This window comes from Streptomyces sp. NPDC127190, assembly GCF_042672505.1.
Lineage (GTDB): Bacteria > Actinomycetota > Actinomycetes > Streptomycetales > Streptomycetaceae > Streptomyces.
The window spans coordinates 220,076-234,350 of the sequence record NZ_JBHXVE010000011.1 but is presented as its reverse complement, the minus strand read 5'-3'; the positions used below and the strand labels follow the sequence as shown (position 1 = coordinate 234,350).

General features: G+C 70.4%; 13 protein-coding genes. 8 read left to right on the top strand and 5 right to left on the bottom strand.

What is annotated here, in order from left to right; translation table 11 throughout:
* On the bottom strand, nt 1-2,015 hold a 2,015-nt coding region (locus ACFVIU_RS19470), incomplete at its 3' end, for an MMPL family transporter (RefSeq protein WP_385843832.1).
* A 166-nt stretch (nt 2,016-2,181) separates the two neighbouring features.
* Here ACFVIU_RS19470 and ACFVIU_RS19465 point away from each other — a divergent pair.
* From ACFVIU_RS19465 to ACFVIU_RS19455, 3 genes are all read left to right on the top strand, one after another.
* Complete coding sequence (locus tag ACFVIU_RS19465) at nt 2,182-2,880, top strand: TetR/AcrR family transcriptional regulator (RefSeq protein ID WP_385843831.1); 699 nt, start codon at nt 2,182-2,184, stop codon at nt 2,878-2,880.
* A 73-nt stretch (nt 2,881-2,953) separates the two neighbouring features.
* Nucleotides 2,954-3,193, top strand: coding sequence for a heavy-metal-associated domain-containing protein (locus ACFVIU_RS19460; RefSeq protein ID WP_385843830.1), 240 nt, complete (start codon nt 2,954-2,956; stop codon nt 3,191-3,193).
* A 97-nt stretch (nt 3,194-3,290) separates the two neighbouring features.
* Complete coding sequence (locus tag ACFVIU_RS19455; RefSeq protein WP_385843829.1) at nt 3,291-5,552, top strand: heavy metal translocating P-type ATPase; 2,262 nt, start codon at nt 3,291-3,293, stop codon at nt 5,550-5,552.
* 672 nt (nt 5,553-6,224) lie between these two features.
* Here ACFVIU_RS19455 and ACFVIU_RS19450 read toward each other — a convergent pair.
* Nucleotides 6,225-7,514: a citrate synthase gene (locus ACFVIU_RS19450; protein WP_385843828.1), complete on the bottom strand. Its 1,290-nt coding sequence runs from the start codon at nt 7,512-7,514 to the stop codon at nt 6,225-6,227.
* Nucleotides 7,515-7,711: 197 nt separating this feature from the next.
* Nucleotides 7,712-9,982, bottom strand: coding sequence for an ATP-dependent RecD-like DNA helicase (locus ACFVIU_RS19445; RefSeq protein WP_385843827.1), 2,271 nt, complete (start codon nt 9,980-9,982; stop codon nt 7,712-7,714).
* Nucleotides 9,983-10,035: 53 nt separating this feature from the next.
* Here ACFVIU_RS19445 and ACFVIU_RS19440 point away from each other — a divergent pair, with 53 nt between their 5' ends.
* Nucleotides 10,036-10,530 (top strand): hypothetical protein, encoded by a 495-nt coding sequence (locus ACFVIU_RS19440; protein ID WP_385843826.1) that lies wholly within the window; start codon nt 10,036-10,038, stop codon nt 10,528-10,530.
* A 38-nt stretch (nt 10,531-10,568) separates the two neighbouring features.
* Here the strand turns inward: ACFVIU_RS19440 and ACFVIU_RS19435 are convergent, their stop codons facing one another.
* Together ACFVIU_RS19435 and ACFVIU_RS19430 are read right to left on the bottom strand one after the other, a co-directional pair.
* Nucleotides 10,569-10,748, bottom strand: a complete 180-nt coding sequence (locus ACFVIU_RS19435; RefSeq protein WP_385843825.1) for a DUF397 domain-containing protein — start codon at nt 10,746-10,748, stop codon at nt 10,569-10,571.
* A gap of 8 nt (nt 10,749-10,756) precedes the next feature.
* Nucleotides 10,757-11,593, bottom strand: coding sequence for a helix-turn-helix transcriptional regulator (locus ACFVIU_RS19430; protein ID WP_385843824.1), 837 nt, complete (start codon nt 11,591-11,593; stop codon nt 10,757-10,759).
* A 203-nt stretch (nt 11,594-11,796) separates the two neighbouring features.
* Between ACFVIU_RS19430 and ACFVIU_RS19425 the strand changes: the two genes are divergently transcribed.
* The 4 genes from ACFVIU_RS19425 (at nt 11,797) to ACFVIU_RS19410 (ending at nt 14,168) form a co-directional block, all read left to right on the top strand.
* Nucleotides 11,797-12,222 carry an ATP-binding protein gene (locus ACFVIU_RS19425; RefSeq protein ID WP_385843823.1) on the top strand — a complete coding sequence of 142 codons (426 nt, stop codon included), beginning with the start codon at nt 11,797-11,799 and terminating at the stop codon, nt 12,220-12,222.
* A 34-nt stretch (nt 12,223-12,256) separates the two neighbouring features.
* Nucleotides 12,257-13,129: a hypothetical protein gene (locus ACFVIU_RS19420; protein WP_385843822.1), complete on the top strand. Its 873-nt coding sequence runs from the start codon at nt 12,257-12,259 to the stop codon at nt 13,127-13,129.
* Between the two features lie 87 nt (nt 13,130-13,216).
* The gene (locus ACFVIU_RS19415) at nt 13,217-13,495 is read left to right on the top strand and encodes a hypothetical protein (protein ID WP_385843821.1); all 279 of its coding nucleotides are present in this window, start codon (nt 13,217-13,219) and stop codon (nt 13,493-13,495) included.
* A gap of 127 nt (nt 13,496-13,622) precedes the next feature.
* Nucleotides 13,623-14,168 carry a hypothetical protein gene (locus ACFVIU_RS19410; protein WP_385843820.1) on the top strand — a complete coding sequence of 182 codons (546 nt, stop codon included), beginning with the start codon at nt 13,623-13,625 and terminating at the stop codon, nt 14,166-14,168.
* Nucleotides 14,169-14,275: the final 107 nt, after the last annotated feature.

Sequence of the window (14,275 nt, the reverse complement as noted above, 5' to 3'; positions counted from 1 at the left end):
CCGCTATTTGTTTGGTTGTCACCCGGGGGGGCCCCCACGCCCCCAACCCCCCCCCCTGGCAGCCCCCCCCGGGGGGATACCGCCCCCCCCCGCCCCCCCCGGCCCGCCCCCCCCCCCGACTCGTGGTCGCCCGTGCGGTCGTACTCCTCCTTGATGCGGGAGAGCAGGAAGACGCCGTAGTCCATGGAGAGGCCGAAGGCCACGCAGAACATCAGCACGGGCAGGGTGGTCTCGATGGAGCCGGAGCTGGTGAAGCCGAGCGGGCCGGAGAGATGGCCGTCCTGGAAGACCCAGACCACCGCGCCGAACATGGCCGTCAGGCTGAGTGCGTTGAGCACCACGGCCTGCACGGGTATGAGCACGCTTCCGGTGAGCAGGAAGACCAGCAGCAGGGTGACGACCGCGATGAACACGGCGGCCCAGGGCAGGCGTGCCGCTATCGCGTGCTTGGTGTCGACCAGGACGGCCGCGGTGCCGGTGACGTGGGTGGTGAAGGGGGCGGGCAGCGCACGCACCTCGCCGACCAGGCGCTGGGCCGCGTCGCCCACGGCCTCGCCCTTCGGCTGCACGGTGAAGTAGGCGGAATCGCCCTTGACCAGGGGCCCGTCGACGCGGGTGGCCTCGGGCAGCCGGGCCAGCCGCTCCTGGTAGGCGGCGTACTGGGCGCGGGTGGCGCCGCCCTCGGCGAGGACCTCCAGGCCGCCGCCGGGGCTGCCGGGGAAGCCTTCGCGCAGGTGCTGCTGGACCACATGGGACTCGGCGGTCGACGGCAGCTGGCGGTCGTCGGCGGTGCCGAACCGCACGCCGAGGAAGGGCAGTCCGAGCGTCACCAGCAGCACGGTGGTGCCGAGCGCGAAGAGCGGGGCGCGGCGCATCACGAGGCCCGCCGCGCGGGCCCAGCCGGCGCCCTCGCCGGAACCCGGCTGCCGGTTGCGCTTGAACAATCGGCGCAGGTCGAGCGAGTTGACCCTGTGGCCGAGCAGGACCAGCGCGGCCGGCAGCAGGATCAGGGCGGCGGCCGCGGCGAGCAGCACCACGGCGATGCCGGCGTAGGCGAAGGAGCGCAGGAAGTACTGCGGGAAGACCATCATGGCGGCCAGGGAGACGGCGACCGTGAGGGCGGAGAAGAGCACGGTGCGGCCGGCGGTGCGCAGTGTCGTGCCGACCGCGGTCGTCGGGTCGGCGCCGGTGGAGAGTTCCTCCCGGTAGCGCCGGACGATGAACAGGGCGTAGTCGATGGCGAGGCCGAGCCCGAGGGCCGTGGTGAGGTTGAGCGCGAAGACCGAGACGTCGGTGATGCTGGTCAGGCCGCGCAGCACGGCGTTGGTGCCGAGGATGGCGACGATGCCGATCCCCAGCGGCAGCAGGGCGGCGATGGCGCTGCCGAAGACCATCACGAGCAGGATCAGGGTGATCGGCAGGGCGATCAGCTCGGCGCGGGCGAGGTCCTCCTTGATGACCGTCTGCATCTCGTGCCGTACCGCGACGATGCCGCCGATCCGCACCCGGACCGGGCCGTGGGTGCCGCGGTAGCGGGGTGCGATGCGGTCCAGGGTCCGGGCCATCGCGTTCTCGTCGCCGGTGACGCGGGCGGCGATCAGTGCCTCGTGGCCGTCCTCGGCGCGCAGGGCGGGTGATCCGCTCTGCCAGTAGGAGCCGACGCCGGTCACGCCCCGCTCGGCCGCCAGCCGGCCGGTCAGGGTGCGGGCCTCGGCGGCCACCTTCGGGTCGTCGACCGAGGAGCGGCCCGCGTCGAGCAGGAGCAGCAGGTTGGGCTGGGAGGCGGGGAACTCCCGCTCCAGTGCCTTGGTGGCGTAGGTCGACTCGGCGGCCGGGTCCTCCCAGCCGCCGCTGCCGAGCCGGTCCGCGACCCCGCTGCCGGCCAGCACGGCGAGCACGGTGAGCACCAGGGCGGCCAGCAGGGACAGGCGTGGCCGGGCGGTGACGAACCGGGTGTAGCGGCCGGGTCCGGGTGGCGCCTGGCGGGCGCGCGGTGGCGTGTTGACTTCGGTCATCGTGCGGTGTCCCCTTCACCGTGACCTGCGTGGCCGTGTGCGAGCACGGCAGCATGGATCAGCCGTTGCCATAGACTGGCAAACACGAGAGATCGCTCGCGTTTCTCCAGAATGCGAGTGACCGCTCGCGTTTGTCAATGACCTTCTGGAGAGCTGGGGATCACGCGTGCCCGACACCTCGGTCGACACCCCGGAGAACCCGGACAAGGAGCAGCCGCGCCGCCGCCAGGCCCGGGGCGAGCGCCGTATCGCACAGCTGCTCGAAGCCGCCGCCCGGGTCTTCTGCACCACGGGCTACACCGCCGCCAGCACCAACGCCATCGCCCGCGAGGCCGGCGTCTCGCCGGGCACGCTCTACCAGTTCTTCCCGAACAAGGAAGCGATCGCGGTGGAGCTGGGCAGCCGGCTCATGCACGAGATGCGGGACACCTACGGGGAGGCCCTGGCCCCCGTCGACCCGGCGACCCCGCTGGAGGAGGCCATCGGCTCCGCGGTGGACCGGTTCATCGCCTTCAACACCGAGCACCCGGTGTTCTTCGCGCTGATGCACGGCCCCGACCTGCCCGGCGGGATCACCGAGGCGCACGACCAGCTGCACACCACCCTGATCGGCCGCATCGAGGGCCTGCTCGCCTCCCTCCTGCCCGAGGCGCCCGCGGCCGACGTCACCCGCACGGCGCACGTCTGCCTCGGCGTCTACAAGGCGGGCCTGGAACTCGCCCTGGTCCACGAGGGCGCCGAGCGGGCCGCCTATGTCCAGGAGATCAAGAAGGTGCTGATCCGCTATCTGGAGCCGCTGGTGGGCGACCGGCTCGCGGGTACTCCGGCTGAGCGGCCCGGCGAAGCGTCGAGGAATACCCCCTAGGGGTATACTCTTGGGACGAGGGGGACCTCTCCAGAGGTCCCAGCGGTCCCACACGCCTCGACGAGGAGAACGAATGAGCGCCCAGACCGACACCCCGGGCTCCGTCACCACCGTCTACAAGGTGACCGGCATGAGCTGCGGCCACTGCGAGGGGTCCATCTCCGGGGAGATCTCCCAGATCTCCGGCGTCACCTCGGTGAAGGCCGTCGCGGCGACCGGCGAGGTGACCGTCGTCTCCACCGCCCCGCTGGACGACGCGGACGTGCGCGCCGCCGTGGACGAGGCCGGCTTCGAGCTGGCCGGCAAGGCCTGAGAACGGCCCGCGAACACCCCTTTCACTCCCCGACCGGGCCGCGCCGACCAGCTCATACTGGATCCGTACGGCCCGGTCCGATGTCTGGAGTCCGGACATGACCAGCACCACCGCGGAAACCGCCGCGCAGACCACCCCCACCTCCGAGGTGGAACTGCTCATCGGCGGCATGACCTGCGCTTCCTGCGCCGCCCGGGTGGAGAAGAAGCTCAACCGGATGGACGGCGTCAGCGCCACCGTCAACTTCGCCACCGAGAAGGCCAAGGTCTCCTACGGCGGTGACGTCCAGGTCGCCGACCTGATCGCCACCGTGGAGAAGACCGGGTACACCGCCGAGCAGCCCCCGCCACCGCGACCCGAACCCGAAGCCGGCACCGGGACCCCGGGCACCCCCGAGGAGGACCCGGAACTCGCCGAGGCGCGCCGGCGGCTGCTCGTCTCCGCGCTGCTCGCCGCGCCGGTCGTGCTGCTCGCGATGATCCCCGCGCTCCAGTTCGACAACTGGCAGTGGCTCTCGCTGACGCTCGCCGCGCCGGTCGTCGTCTGGGGCGGCGCCCCCTTCCACCGCGCCGCCTGGACCAACCTGCGGCACGGCGCCGCGACGATGGACACCCTGGTCTCGGTCGGCACGCTGGCCGCGTTCGGCTGGTCGCTGTGGGCGCTGTTCTTCGGTGACGCGGGCATGCCCGGCATGCACGACGAGTTCCGGCTCACCGTCTCGCGCATGGACGGCGCCTCCACCATCTACCTGGAGGTCGCCTCCGGTGTCGTCGCGCTGATCCTGCTCGGCCGCTTTCTGGAGGCCCGCTCCAAGCGGCGCGCCGGAGCCGCCCTGAAGGCCCTGATGGAACTGGGCGCCAAGGACGTGGCGGTGCTGCGGGACGGGCGCGAGGTCCGGGTGCCGGTGTCCGCGCTGGCCGTGGGCGACCGGTTCGTCGTACGGCCCGGCGAGAAGATCGCCACCGACGGCACCGTGGTCGAGGGCGTCTCCGCGGTGGACGCGTCCATGCTGACCGGCGAGTCGGTGCCGGTGGACGTCGGCCCCGGCGACCGGGTCACCGGCGCCACGGTCAACGCCGGCGGCCGGCTGGTGGTGGAGGCCGCCCGGGTCGGCGCCGACACCCAGCTCGCCCGGATGGCCCGGCTGGTCGAGGACGCGCAGAACGGCAAGGCCGAGGTGCAGCGCCTCGCCGACCGGGTCTCCGCCGTCTTCGTCCCGGTCGTCATCCTCATCGCGGTCGCCACCTTCGGCGGCTGGCTCGGCGTGACCGGGGACGCGGTCGCCGCGTTCACGGCCGCCGTCGCCGTACTGATCATCGCCTGCCCCTGCGCGCTCGGCCTCGCCACGCCGACCGCGCTCATGGTCGGCACCGGCCGCGGCGCCCAGCTGGGGATCCTCATCAAGGGCCCCGAGGTGCTGGAGTCCACGCGCCGCGTCGACACCGTGGTGCTGGACAAGACCGGCACCGTCACCACCGGCCGGATGACCCTCCAGGCGGTGTACGCCGCCGAGGGCGAGGACGAGAAGGAGCTGCTGCGGCTCGCCGGCGCCCTGGAGCACGCCTCCGAGCACCCGGTCGCCCGGGCCGTCGCCGCGGGCGCCGAGGAGCGCACCGGAAGGCTCCCCGAGGCCGAGAACTTCGAGAACGTCCCCGGGCGCGGCGCACGCGGGCGCGTGGAGGGCCGTGAGGTGGCCGTGGGGCGGCTCTACGACGAGGTGCCGGAGGAACTGGCCCGGGCGGCCCGGCAGGCCGAGGAAGAGGGCCGTACGGCGGTCCTGGCCGGCTGGGACGGGCGGGCGCGCGGTGTCCTCGCGGTCGCCGACGCGGTCAAGGAGACCAGCGCCGAGGCGGTGCGCGAGCTGCGCGCGCTGGGGCTCACGCCGGTGCTGCTCACCGGGGACAACCGGACGGTCGCGGAGGCGGTCGCGTCGAGCGTCGGCATCGACGCCGGGAACGTCTTCGCCGAGGTGCTGCCCGAGGACAAGGTGGACGTCGTACGGCGGCTCCAGCGCGAGGGGCGGACCGTGGCCATGGTCGGCGACGGCGTCAACGACGCGGCCGCCCTCGCCACCGCCGATCTGGGTCTCGCCATGGGCACCGGCACGGACGCGGCGATCGAGGCCGGCGACCTGACCCTGGTGCGCGGCGACCTGCGGGTGGCCGCGGACGCCATCCGGCTCTCCCGGCGGACGCTGGCCACCATCAAGGGCAACCTGGTGTGGGCCTTCGGCTACAACGTGGCCGCGCTGCCGCTGGCCGCGGCGGGGCTGCTCAACCCGATGATCGCGGGGGCGGCGATGGCCTTCTCCTCGGTGTTCGTGGTGACGAACAGCCTGCGGCTGCGCCGCTTCCGATGAAGCGGATGTGAGAGTCCCCCTGGAGTCCGCCGCGAGCCTCACATAAGCTCTTCACAAGGCTCGCGCATCATCCTTACGCTGGGGTCCCGATCCGCGTATCGGGGCTCTTGCGTAGCTAAAGGACATATGCAAGAGACGCAGATCACAGTGATGTGAATGTAACCATCGAAGGGGTTCGAAGGTCTAAGTTGGCGATGTCGGATCAGCGTCTTGGGGGGCGCCGACCGGCATCTGGGGATGTCTTGGGGGACTTCTCCAGATAGGGGGTACCTCCCGGCTCGAACGGAGTTGAGAGCTTGGGGGAGCGTTGCCGGGACACGTACATCGGGAAGCTTTGAGCGGCCCTCCCTCGTGCGCTGTCCCGGCAGATCGCAACACCGCATCACTGGAGTGGGACGAGTTCTGCTCGTTCTGCTCAGACAGCGATTTCAGGCGCTGTCCTCTCCGAGCGCCCGGCCGGATCCCGTGGGGGGAATCCGCACCGGGACATGGGAAGGCGCCCTGGACGTCGGCCCGTGGGGGGACCGGCGCCAGGGCGCCTTTCGCTTCGCGGATTCAACCGGGTTGTTCAGGTTGCTCCCGGCTGACGGCCGGTGGGGGCTGGTCGCGCAGTTCCCCGCGTCCCTTCAGGTCAGCCCCACCACCGGAAGTCAGCCCCACCACCGGCAGGTGTCAGCGCTCTTCGACCGGCACGAAGTCGCGCTCGACGACGCCCGTGTAGATCTGGCGCGGGCGGCCGATGCGGGAGCCGGGCTCCTTGATCATCTCGGTCCACTGGGCGATCCAGCCCGGCAGCCGGCCGAGGGCGAAGAGGACCGTGAACATCTCGGTCGGGAAGCCCATGGCCCGGTAGATCAGACCGGTGTAGAAGTCCACGTTCGGGTAGAGGCTGCGCGAGACGAAGTAGTCGTCGGAGAGCGCGTGCTCCTCCAGCTTGAGCGCGATGTCCAGCAGCTCGTCGGACTTGCCGAGGGCGGAGAGGACGTCGTGCGCGGCGGCCTTGATGATCTTGGCGCGCGGGTCGAAGTTCTTGTAGACCCGGTGGCCGAAGCCCATCAGGCGGACGCCGTCCTCCTTGTTCTTCACCTTGCGGATGAAGGAGTCGACATCGCCGCCGCTCTCCTGGATGCCCTCCAGCATCTCCAGGACGGACTGGTTGGCGCCGCCGTGCAGGGGGCCCCACAGGGCGGAGATGCCGGCCGAGATCGACGCGAACATGTTCGCCTGCGACGAGCCGACCAGACGGACCGTGGAGGTCGAGCAGTTCTGCTCGTGGTCCGCGTGCAGGATCAGCAGCTTGTCCAGCGCGGAGACGACGACCGGGTCCAGCTCGTACTCGTCGGCCGGGACCGAGAAGGTCATGCGCAGGAAGTTCTCGACGTAGCCGAGGTCGTTGCGCGGGTAGACGAACGGGTGACCGATCGACTTCTTGTACGCGTACGCCGCGATCGTCGGCAGCTTCGCGAGCAGCCGGATCGTGGAGAGGTCGCGCTGCTTCTCGTCGAACGGGTTGTGGCTGTCCTGGTAGAAGGTGGACAGCGCGGAGACGACCGAGGACAGCATGGCCATCGGGTGGGCGTCGCGCGGGAAGCCCTTGTAGAAGTTCTTGACGTCCTCGTGCAGCAGGGTGTGCCGCGTGATGTCGTTCTTGAACGTCGTCAGCTCGTCGACGGTCGGCAGCTCACCGTTGATCAGCAGGTACGCCACCTCGAGGAAGGTGGAGCGCTCGGCCAGCTGCTCGATGGGGTAGCCGCGGTAGCGGAGGATGCCCGCCTCGCCGTCGAGGTAGGTGACAGCGGATTTGTAGGCGGCCGTGTTGCCGTACCCGCTGTCCAGGGTCACCAGACCGGTCTGGGCGCGGAGCTTCCCGATGTCGAAGCCCTTGTCGCCGACGGTGCTGTCGACCACCGGGTAGGTGTACTCGCCGTCGCCGTACCGCAGTACTACAGAGTTGTCGCTCACGTCTTCCCTCACCGACGTAGTGCCTCATCTTCGAGGTGCCCTGACTGTCTCTACCATCCCCCATTTGGCTCAGGAGAGTGCACTCGGGGTCGACCATTGGGCCTATTGGCGGCACTCAGTGCCGCCAACTTGCCCATCCTGCCCCCTCGGAGGGGCATCTGGAAGGGCTCTGTGACCTTCGTGACTCATTTGATCGATCATTTTTCGCGATCGGCCCCTCCGAGCCGGAAATCCAGCGCTGTACAGCGCCGTCCGGCCGACACCGTGCGCACCGCCTGCCCGATCGCCTTGCGTGAACCGACGAGGACGACCAGCCGCTTGGCCCGGGTGACCGCCGTGTAGAGGAGGTTCCGCTGGAGCATCATCCATGCTCCGGTGGTGACGGGAATCACCACCGCGGGATATTCACTCCCCTGCGAGCGGTGAATGGTCACGGCGTACGCATGTGCCAGTTCGTCCAGTTCGTCGAATTCGTACGGAACCTCCTCGTCCTCGTCCGTCAGCACCGTCAGGCGCTGGTCGACCGGGTCGAGCGAGGTGACGACGCCCACGGTGCCGTTGAAGACACCGTTCTTCCCTTTCTCGTAATTGTTGCGAATCTGCGTCACCTTGTCGCCGGTCCGGAAGACCCGGCCGCCGAACCGCTTCTCGGGCAGGTCGGGCCGGCCCGGCGTGATGGCCTGCTGCAACAGTCCGTTGAGCGCGCCCGCCCCGGCCGGCCCCCGGTGCATCGGCGTGAGCACCTGCACGTCCCGGCGCGGATCGAGCCCGAATCTGGCCGGAATCCGCCGCGCGGCCACGTCCACCGCGAGCCGCCCGGCCTCCTCCGTGTCGTCCTCGACGAAGAGGAAGAAGTCCTTCAGGCCGTCGGTGAGCGGATGCTGCCCGGCGTTGATCCGGTGCGCGTTGGTGACGACGCCGGACTGCTGGGCCTGCCGGAACACCCGGGTGAGCCGGACGGCGGGCACCGGACCGCCCTCGGCGAGCAGATCGCGCAGCACCTCGCCGGCCCCCACGCTGGGCAGTTGGTCCACATCGCCGACGAAGAGCAGATGTGCCCCCGGCGGTACGGCCTTGACCAGCTTGTTGGCGAGCAGCAGATCCAGCATGGACGCCTCGTCCACCACCACCAGGTCGGCGTCCAGCGGCCGGTCCCGGTCGTAGGCCGCGTCCCCGCCGGGCTTCAGCTCCAGCAGCCGGTGCACGGTGGACGCCTCGGCGCCGGTCAGCTCGGCGAGCCGCTTGGCGGCCCGGCCGGTCGGCGCGGCCAGCAGCACCTTGGCCCGCTTGGCCCGGGCCAGCTCCACGATCGAGCGCACGGTGAAGGACTTGCCGCAGCCGGGTCCGCCGGTCAGCACGGCCACCTTCTCGGTCAGCGCGAGCTTGACCGCGGCCTCCTGCTCCGGGGCGAGCTCGGCCCCGGTACGGCCCTTCAGCCACCCGAGCGCCTTGTCCCAGTCCACGTCCCTGAACCCCGGCATCCGGTCCTCGCCGGTCCGCAGCAGCCGCAGCAACTGGGCCGAGAGGGAGACCTCGGCGCGGTGGAAGGGGACGAGATAGACGGCCGTGACCGGCTCCCCCGCATCCCCTTCCGGACCGGGGACCTTCTCCCGTACGACCCCCGGCTCGGCCCCTTCCTCCGGGGGCTCGGCCAGCTCGGCGAGGCACTCGATGACCAGCCCGGTGTCGACCTGGAGGAGCTTCACCGCGTCGGCGATCAGCCGCTCCTCCGGCAGGAAGCAGTGGCCCTGGTCGGCGGACTGGGACAGCGCGTACTGAAGGCCGGCCTTGACCCGCTCCGGGCTGTCGTGCGGGATGCCGACCGACTGGGCGATCTTGTCGGCGGTCAGGAAGCCGATGCCCCAGACGTCGGCGGCCAGCCGGTACGGGTGCTCCCTGACGACGGAGATCGACGCGTCCCCGTACTTCTTGTAGATCCGTACGGCGATGGAGGTCGACACCTCGACGGTCTGGAGGAAGAGCATCACCTCCTTGATCGCCTTCTGTTCCTCCCAGGCCTCGGCAATCTTCTTCGTCCGCTTCGGGCCGAGCCCCGGGACCTCGATCAGCCGCTTCGGCTCCTCCTCGATGATCCGCAGCGTGTCCAGCCCGAAGTGCTGGGTGATCCGGTCGGCGAAGACCGGCCCGATGCCCTTGACCAGCCCCGACCCGAGATAGCGCCGGATGCCCTGGACGGTCGCGGGCAGCACGGTCGTGTAGTTCTCGACGTGGAACTGTCTGCCGTACTGCGGGTGCGACCCCCAGCGGCCCTCCATCCGCAGCGACTCCCCCACCTGGGCGCCGAGCAGCGCACCGACGACCGTGAGGAGGTCGCCCGCGCCTCTGCCGGTGTCGACCCGGGCGACCGTGTAGCCGTTCTCCTCGTTGGCGTACGTGATCCGCTCCAGCACGCCTTCGAGCACGGCGAGCCGCCGCTCGGCCGTGGGGTTCCCCGCCTGATTGGACATGATCCGACGGTACCGGCGGGGTCTGACAGCGGGCACTGTTACTGTGCGTACTCGTGTACGAACCCAACAGGCGAGACCGGACCGAGGAGTTCCACGCCCGCATCGCGTCGGCCGTGGCAGGCACGCCGTACCGGCTGCACCGGACCGGGACCGGCTTCGAGCTGACGGCGGACGTCCCCGGCCCGGACCGCCAGACCCACACCTACCGCGTGGAACTGCGCCCGCAGGAGCTGGCGTTCACGATGACGGATGTCGTCCGGACCTCCGCGCGCGAGTCGGGGCTGTTCGGCGCGGGCCGGGAGAGGTCCGTGTCCGTCGGCCGCAGCGTGTACATCGCCAAGAGCCGGGCCCTGGACGGCTCCGGCCGCTGGGAGACCTTCCGGTCCGCCGACGGCCACCGGCTGATCCGGGGCGTGGCCGGAGAGCTGGGCTGGCACGAGCAGAGGCCCGCGAGCGCGAAGGCCGCCAAAATCGCCGGCCTCCTCGGCGGCGCCGTCGCCCTGGCCGTCCTGATCGGCCTCGCCGCGGTGTTCCTGGCGCGGGGCTGAGGCGGCACGACGAGGGGCACGGCTCCGGCTCCCTCGGCCTACGGGTGCTTCTTCAGGGCTTCGAGGAAGGCGGTGAAGGCGGGCAGGGGGAAGGTGAGGGTGGCTCGGGCGGGCGCTTTCGAGTCGCGGATGGATGTGTGGGTGGGGGTGGTGGCGACTTCCACACAGGCGTTGCCGTCGTCGGGTCCCGAGTAGGACGACTTACGCCAGTTGTCCATGAGGCGCCTCATAGCTCCTTCGCCAGCCGGTTGATGAAGTCACGTGACCGCCCGGGGTCGAGTGCCACGGCCTCCACTTTACGGAAGCGCGTTCGAAAGACGCTGAGCTGCGCTTCGGAGTCGATGAACGCGGAGCCATGGGGTACGTCCCGTACCACCGTGTCGAGCTTGGGAACCGGGCCGTCCACATAGGTCATGGCACTCCCGGCCCGAGCGAAGCCGTCCAGGTCGAACGGGATCACACGCACCGCGATGTGGCCGGCTTCCGAGCATTCCAGGAGCTTGACGAGTTGAGCCCGGGAGGCGGCGCGATCGCTGACCCGGATCCGCAGGGCAGCCTCGTGGACAACCAGTTCGTAAGGGGCGGAGATCCGCTGGCGCCTCATCCGGTGCCGGACGCGCAACTCCAGTTCGCCAGGGGTGAGCTCGGGAATCCTTGAGGAGAAGACCGCGCGGGCGTATTCCTCCGTCTGCACCAGACCCGGCACGTAAAGGATCGCCACTTCCCGCAACCGGGCAGCGTGGTGCTCCAGTTCGGCGAGGTCCAGAAAGGACGTGGGGAGCAGGCGCCGGTACTCCTCCCACCACCCTCGTGTCCTGTCGGTGGCCATGCCGACCAACGCCTCGATGAACTCCCCGTCCGTACAGGCGTAATGCGACGCCAGACGGCGCACTCGGGCCTCGCTCACCCCTGCGATGCCGGACTCGATCTGGCTGACCACCGGCGCGGTGACACCGAGCAGGGATGCCGCCTCCCTGGCGGTCAGGCCCGCCGCCTCACGGAGTCTCCGCAACTCGACCGCCAGCCGCAGCTGACGCGCCGTCGGCTCACTCCGCAAGGCCATCCGATGCCCTCCCAACGCGCCTGCCGCGCACCGCTCTTTCGGGCGTCAGGTTACGCGACCGGCTTGCGGGGTTTAAATGTTTAGCCCTACCGTCGGTGACGCATCGCACACGCTGCGGAAGTGCACCGCTCCGCCCTGCCATGACGGCTGCGGCAATGCCACCGCACGCGAAATCCCCACTGGCTGCACGGAGTTGATGACGCATGCCTGCCCCCGAGCCCGCCGAGACCTGGGACTACACCCTCTACATCCCCAACGACCTCAGAGCGGTGACCGTCTGCCGCCGCACCCTGCGCCTGATCCTCACCCTGCACGGTCTGATCGGCCTGGTGGACACCGCCGAACTGCTGGCGGCGGAGCTGGTGTCGAACGCCGTACAGCACACCAAGGGCCCGGCGGCGCTGAGGGTGCGCCGCACGGCGGAGGGCACGGTCTGGATCGGCGCCTGGGACACCGACCCCGCCCCGCCGGACCCGCCCCGCCCCCTGGACCAGGCGGCCGGCCTGGAGCTGGAGGAAGGACGCGGACTGGGCCTGGTGAAGGCGTGCGCGCAGTACTGGGGCTGGCAGCCGACCGCCAGGTTCGGCGACCGGGGAAAGTACGTGTGGTGTCAACTTCCGGCGGCCTAGCTCGTTGGCATAGTCGTACGGAAAGGGGAACCCCATGGTCGGTCAGTCGCACGAGGCGCTGCACCGGATCTTCCAGAAGGATCCGACCCTGCTGACGAAGGCGTTACAGAAGGTCCTGCACGTGCCCTTCCCCGAACCGAGGGAGATCGCCGCGCTGAACGTGGACCTCACCGAGATCGAACCGGTCGAACGCCGCGTCGACACGCTGCTGCGGGCGGAGACGGACGAAGGCACCTACCTCCTGGTGGTCGAGTCCCAGGGCAAGGTGGACGAGCGCAAGCGCGGCAGCTGGCCGTACTACCTGTCGTACCTGTACGAGAAGTACCGCTGCGAGCCCGTCCTCATCGTCATCACCCAGAGCAGTACGACCGCCAAGTGGGCCTCCCGGCCCATCCGGTTCGGCTTCCGGGACTGGCACTCGCTGACGGTACGACCCCTCGTGCTCGGCCCGGACAACGTCCCCGTCATCGCGGACGAGCGGGAGGCCGAACGCGACGTCCCCCTAGCGGTGCTCTCGGCGATGACACACGGGCGTGGCGCGCAGGCCCCGGCCATACTGGAAGCCCTGGCATCCGCCCTGCGGACCATCGACCCCGACAGTGCCGCAGTCTTCGTGCAGTTCGTGGACTCATGCCTGGCCGACCCCCAGGCGAAGCAGATGTGGAGGGACCTGATGACGGCGATCCAGTACTTCTGGCGACACCCGCTCGCGGAACAGGTGCGGGAAGAAGGGCGCGTCCAGGACCGTCAGGAGATGACGCTCCGCATCCTGGAATGGCGCGGCATCCCCGTCCCCGACGCCGTCCGCGACCGGGTCACCGCCTGCACCGACCTCGACCAGCTCGAACTCTGGGCCCAGCGCGCCGTCCAGGCCACGGACGCCGCACAGCTCTTCGCCGACCAGTAGACCGCGCCACAGCCGGAGGCCGGGCCACTCATCTGACCGGCCTCCCGGCCTACCCCGAGGCGAAGCAGACGCAGAGGAACCTGATTGATGGCGATCCAGTACTTCTGGCGACACCCCCTCGCCGAACAGGTGCGGGAAGAGGGGCGACAGCAGGGACTCAAGGAAGCGCGGGAACGGGGCCGCGTCCAGGCTCGGGCCGAGATGGTCCTTCGCCTCCTGGAATGGCGCGGCATCCCCGTCCCCGACGCCGTCCGCGACCGCGTCACCACCTGCACCGACCTCGACCAACTCCAACTCTGGGCCCAGCGCGCCGTCCACGCCACGGACGCCGCACAGCTCTTCGCCGACCAGGCCGCCGACCAGTAGGCCGCCCCGGAACGATCATTGCCAACGTCTGGGAATTAATGACCCACCCCTTGTTTACCCGCGGCTTCAGGCGGGGTTGGCTCTCCTCGGCCCGCGCGCACGTCCGGGCGGGGAGAGGGAGGGCCTGATGGTCGGCATGGAGGGCAGCGGGCTGGTCAGAGTCACGGAGTTCCAGCGTGCTGTCGCGACGACCACGGCGGTGGCCGGTGTGGTGTCCGTGGGGCTGCTGTGCGCGCTCGTCGGCACCTCGCAGCAGGACGCGGCGCTGGCCGCGGGAGCCGTCGCCGTCACCCTCGTGACCCTCGTCCTCGTTCCGCTGTCGCTCCGTCTGCCCGCCCGCCTGCGCCGCCAGTACGCAGAAGCGGCACCGGTCGAGCACGCCGGACAGGCGCGGGGCGGGCAGCAGTCCGCGGCGCGGCCGGCGTTGCGGAGCGCGGTCTGGATCGCCGTGCTGATCGGCGGCTGGATGACTGCCATCGGGCTGACCTCGCACCAGGTGACCGTCCCGGTGGTGCTGCTGCCGGTGGCCGTCTCGGGGTGGCTGCGGGCCAGGGCCACGGCGCGCTGGGAACAGGAGAACGCCGCCGCGCTGTGGCAGCGCGCCCCGCGCTGGGGCGGGTTCCGCGTCTCCTTCTACCGGGGCGCCCTCGGCTCCGCGCAGCCCGGCAGCTGAGCCGACGGGCGCAGGCCCTGAGGTCACGATCCGGTTTCGGGTGGTGGTTGAGGGCTTGATTACTTGCCGTGTAATCGATTCCAATCCTCCCTACAGCAGGGATGTAA

Bases quoted from the DNA above. Each gene is read 5' to 3' on its own strand.
- ACFVIU_RS19430 (WP_385843824.1), bottom strand. From the start codon at position 11,593: ATGGCCTTGCGGAGTGAGCCGACGGCGCGTCAGCTGCGGCTGGCGGTC.
- ACFVIU_RS19445 (WP_385843827.1), bottom strand. From the start codon at position 9,982: ATGTCCAATCAGGCGGGGAACCCCACGGCCGAGCGGCGGCTCGCCGTG.
- ACFVIU_RS19455 (WP_385843829.1), top strand. From the start codon at position 3,291: ATGACCAGCACCACCGCGGAAACCGCCGCGCAGACCACCCCCACCTCC.
- ACFVIU_RS19415 (WP_385843821.1), top strand. From the start codon at position 13,217: ATGGCGATCCAGTACTTCTGGCGACACCCCCTCGCCGAACAGGTGCGG.
- ACFVIU_RS19425 (WP_385843823.1), top strand. From the start codon at position 11,797: ATGCCTGCCCCCGAGCCCGCCGAGACCTGGGACTACACCCTCTACATC.
- ACFVIU_RS19435 (WP_385843825.1), bottom strand. From the start codon at position 10,748: ATGGACAACTGGCGTAAGTCGTCCTACTCGGGACCCGACGACGGCAAC.
- ACFVIU_RS19410 (WP_385843820.1), top strand. From the start codon at position 13,623: ATGGTCGGCATGGAGGGCAGCGGGCTGGTCAGAGTCACGGAGTTCCAG.
- ACFVIU_RS19460 (WP_385843830.1), top strand. From the start codon at position 2,954: ATGAGCGCCCAGACCGACACCCCGGGCTCCGTCACCACCGTCTACAAG.
- ACFVIU_RS19420 (WP_385843822.1), top strand. From the start codon at position 12,257: ATGGTCGGTCAGTCGCACGAGGCGCTGCACCGGATCTTCCAGAAGGAT.